Source organism: Muribacter muris (assembly GCF_001038205.1).
In the GTDB taxonomy this organism is placed as follows: domain Bacteria; phylum Pseudomonadota; class Gammaproteobacteria; order Enterobacterales; family Pasteurellaceae; genus Muribacter; species Muribacter muris.
The window spans coordinates 1-4,145 of sequence record NZ_JWIZ01000113.1; the positions used below are offsets into that span (position 1 = coordinate 1).

Genomic DNA, 4,145 nt, shown 5'->3' on the forward strand with positions numbered 1-4,145 from the left:
GCTTGTACTGACTTAAACGACTTCTTCTCATAGGGATTATTCTAACCTGAAATTAGATTTCCCTAGTTATCTAGTACAGCCCCTTTTTTTATGATGAACAGAAATCGCAAATTTTCGCCCCCGCCAGTGCGGCGCAGACCGAAAAAAGCCGCGCCGTCTTTCGCCGAAACGGTGTTGGTGCTATTCAATAAACCCTATGATGTGCTGACCCAATTCAGTGATGATCAACATCGCCGCACGTTAAAAGATTTTATTGATATTCCGCACATTTATCCGGTCGGGCGATTAGATCGGGATAGCGAAGGCTTACTGCTCCTGACTAATCACGGCGAAATTCAGCATCGTCTTGCTCATCCCCGCTTTGAGAAAGCGAAAACTTACTGGGTGCAGGTGGAGGGCGAGCCTCAGGACGCCGATTTAGCCACGCTCCGACAAGGTGTAATGTTGAAAGACGGTCTGACTAAGCCCGCTAAGGTCGAGGTCATTGGTGATCCGCAGTTTAATTGGACAAGTGCGCCGAAAATTCGGGAACGCAAAACAATCCCGACATCGTGGTTGTCGCTGACGATTGCCGAAGGACGTAATCGCCAAGTGAGACGAATGACCGCGCATATCGGCTTTCCTACTTTGCGTTTGATCCGAGTCGGACTGGGGAACTTTCGGCTTCACCCGTTAGAAAGTGGTAAATACCGCTTGCTAAGTGAGGTGGAAAAACGGCAGCTTTTTCAGCAATTACAATTACCGATCGTCTAAACAAGCGGTTGGATTGGGCGCGTTTTTTGCAATAAGAGTGTAAAGGCACAAAAATAGATATTTCAAGATAATGATTGCACCATAAGTACGAAGGCGGTTGCGTGCGTCCAAACTCAAGAATCTCACTCTGAGATAGGGCATATGCAGGTGTGTCTAGGGTTTGATTAACCTCGTATTTTGTGCAATAGTTACACAATGCTAGGAAATTTCAGCAAAGAGGATAAAAAATGACTATTTTAGTAACCGGCGGTGCGGGCTATATCGGCTCTCATACCGTTGTTGAATTATTAAACGCAGGGCGTGAAGTGGTGGTATTGGATAATCTGTCCAATTCTTCTGAAGTGTCCTTGCAGCGTGTTGAACAGATTACCGGCAAAAGCGTGCCGTTTTATCACGGGGATATTCTCGATCGTGAGCTGTTACGCCGTATTTTTGGCGAGCATCCGATTGACGCGGTGATTCACTTCGCCGGCTTAAAAGCGGTGGGGGAGAGTGTGCAGAAACCGTTGCACTATTATCAAAATAACGTAACCGGCTCGCTGGTGTTGGTGGAAGAGATGCTCAAAGCCGGCGTGCAGAATATTGTGTTCAGTTCGTCAGCGACCGTTTACGGCGACCCGCAACAAATCCCGATTACCGAATCTTGTGCGGTGGGTGGGACAACCAATCCGTATGGCACGTCAAAATATATGGTGGAGCGGATCTTGGAAGATACGGTAAAAGCCTATCCGCAATTAAGTGCGGTGATTTTACGCTATTTTAATCCGGTCGGCGCACACGCAAGCGGTCTGATTGGCGAAGATCCTAACGGTATTCCGAATAACTTATTGCCGTATATCAGCCAAGTCGCTGTGGGCAAATTATCGCAGCTTTCCGTGTTCGGCAGTGATTATGACACACACGACGGTACAGGCGTGCGGGATTATATCCACGTGGTCGATCTTGCCCTTGGGCATTTAAAAGCGTTGGAACGCCACCAAAATGACGCCGGTTACCACGTCTATAATTTAGGCACGGGCACGGGCTATTCCGTGTTGGATATGGTAAACGCCTTTGAACAGGCGAATGGGATCAAGGTTGCCTATAAATTGGTTGAACGCCGTGCGGGTGATATTGCGGTCTGTTATTCCGACCCGAAAAAAGCCCTTGAGCAGTTGGGCTGGAAAACCGAACGCGATCTCACCCAGATGATGAAAGACACTTGGCATTGGCAAAAAAATAACCCTAACGGTTATAAAGGATAGCGTATGAACGAGCAAGCAACCCCTTCGATTTGGCAGCAAATTTTCACCAAAAATATGCTGCTGTGTATTTTTACCGGCTTTAGCTCCGGTTTACCGCTGTATGTGTTATTCCAACTTGTGCCGGCGTGGCTGACCTCCAGCCAAGTCGATATTAAAACCATTGGCTTTTTTACGCTGATCGGTTTTCCTTATACGTGGAAATTTATGATTTCCCCGTTACTCGACCGCTATTACCCGAATTTTCTTGGTCGCCGCCGCAGTTGGATGTTCATCACCCAAATCGGTTTGTTGGGGTTGCTTGCATTATTGGGGCAGTTTGATCCGGCGCAAGATATTCAAACCGTTGCAGTGATCTCAACCGCAGTCGCGGTATTTTCGGCGGTACAAGATATTGTGATTGATGCTTATCGGCGGGAAATTTTAAGTGATGAGGAATTAGGTTTGGGCAATTCCGTGCACGTTAATGCGTATCGGATCGCCGGCTTAATTCCGGGCGGTGTCTCATTGGTATTAGCAGACAGCCTGCCGTGGGACACCGTGTTTTTATTCACTGCCCTCTTTATGCTACCGGGGCTGGTGCTTTCGCTGTTTTTAAGTACCGAACCCAAAGTGCCGACCATCGACCGCTCCGTGCCGTTTTATAAAGCGTTCACCTTACCGTTTAAAGAATTTTTTGGGCGTAAAGGCGTGGCGGCAGGCTTAGGGCTGATTTTGTTTATCTTTATGTATAAATTTGGTGATTCGCTTGCCACATCGTTACAAACCAAATTTATTTTGGATATGGGCTTTAGTAAAAGTGATGTCGGCACAGTGGTAAAACTGAATTCACTGTGGGCATCGATTATTTCCGGAATGATCGGCGGGGTAATGATGATTCGGCTTGGGATTAACCGCTCGCTTTGGTTGTTTGGGTTTGTACAGTTGATCACTATTTTAGGCTTTGTATGGATGGCAAGCCACGGGCATTTTGACACAATCGGCGCGTATGAATTATTTGTCCTGACGACCGTCATCATCGGTGAATACATCGGCGTAGGGCTAGGGACGGCGGCATTTGTGGCGTTTATGGCAAAAGAGACCAATCCACTCTATACCGCAACGCAGCTTGCAATCTTTACCAGCTTATCGGCGATCCCAAGTAAAATCTTCGGGGCATTCTCCGGCGTGTTGGTTGAAAATTTCGGTTATACCCAATTTTTCTGGATCTGCTTCTTTGTCGGTATACCGGGTATGCTAATGCTGCTGAAAGTCGCACCGTGGTCGCAAAAAGCCTGATTGAACTCTTGTAAAAAAGAGCACAAAACCGACCGCTTGTGTAATCACAAGCGGTCTTTTTTTGGCTGAAACAGGCAAATAAATTTTGGAGTGGCGGAAGGAATTTTTTTAATCTGTTAAAAATTTGTATTTTTTTAGTGAAAAGGGGCAAATTTGTGAGCTAGTTCGCAAAATAACACTCCACTATTTTACTTAATAATGAAGTGATATTACATTTAGTCGATGATTGACCAATAATAAGAGGAAAGGTTATGAAAACAGTTTCAATGAAAAAAACGGTACTCGCCTTATGTATTTCGGCATTGCTAAGTGGGCAGGGTATGGCGCAAAATACTGCCCAGCCAGCCAATTATGAATTTCAATACGAGGAAAATTCAAACTTCCTTTATCCTATCGATCTGACCGATAAATTCAAATCGCAAAATCTGTTTAATTTGGAAAATGGTTCTATTACCTTGCGGGTGAGTTCCGCATTAGGTTTTATGACTTTTTTAGGCGTTTCCAATAGTGAATCTGCGACACAATATGCCAGTTTTTATGTAAACCGGGCAAACGGCACGGATACTTTTGGAATAGAGCTTCGTAACGGTGGCAATTTAATTCACAATTCAGATCTTCGCGTTACTCTACCGGCTAATCATACGGATTTCAGAACCTTAACTTATACCTTTGATAAGGATAATCAGCAAATTACTATTTATGTGGACGGCGAAAAGGTGAAAACGCACTCGGCGTCTAAATTTTTCGCCGATATTCCGGGGTTAAATAGTGCTTTTTAAACCCAACTAAGATAATCTAAACAAATAAAACGAGTTAAATTAGGGAGAATGTTAAATTAGGTTGTAATAAGTGGAATTAAAAATGAAAGGCTGT

General features: G+C 45.0%; 4 protein-coding genes. All 4 read left to right on the top strand.

The annotated features are described in order from the left end of the window. The first annotated feature begins 93 nt into the window (after positions 1 to 93). The 4 genes from RO21_RS11845 (at position 94) to RO21_RS11860 (ending at position 4,051) form a co-directional block, all read left to right on the top strand. Entirely contained in the window at positions 94 to 753 is a 660-nt protein-coding gene (locus tag RO21_RS11845) for a pseudouridine synthase (RefSeq protein ID WP_047977991.1), read from the top strand. 227 nt (positions 754 to 980) lie between these two features. Beyond that, the gene (gene galE / locus RO21_RS11850) at positions 981 to 1,997 is read left to right on the top strand and encodes a UDP-glucose 4-epimerase GalE (protein ID WP_047977988.1); all 1,017 of its coding nucleotides are present in this window, start codon (positions 981 to 983) and stop codon (positions 1,995 to 1,997) included. A 3-nt stretch (positions 1,998 to 2,000) separates the two neighbouring features. Then, positions 2,001 to 3,272 (top strand): AmpG family muropeptide MFS transporter, encoded by a 1,272-nt coding sequence (locus RO21_RS11855; RefSeq protein ID WP_047977989.1) that lies wholly within the window; start codon positions 2,001 to 2,003, stop codon positions 3,270 to 3,272. 251 nt (positions 3,273 to 3,523) lie between these two features. Next, positions 3,524 to 4,051: a sialidase domain-containing protein gene (locus RO21_RS11860; RefSeq protein WP_047977990.1), complete on the top strand. Its 528-nt coding sequence runs from the start codon at positions 3,524 to 3,526 to the stop codon at positions 4,049 to 4,051. Positions 4,052 to 4,145: the final 94 nt, after the last annotated feature.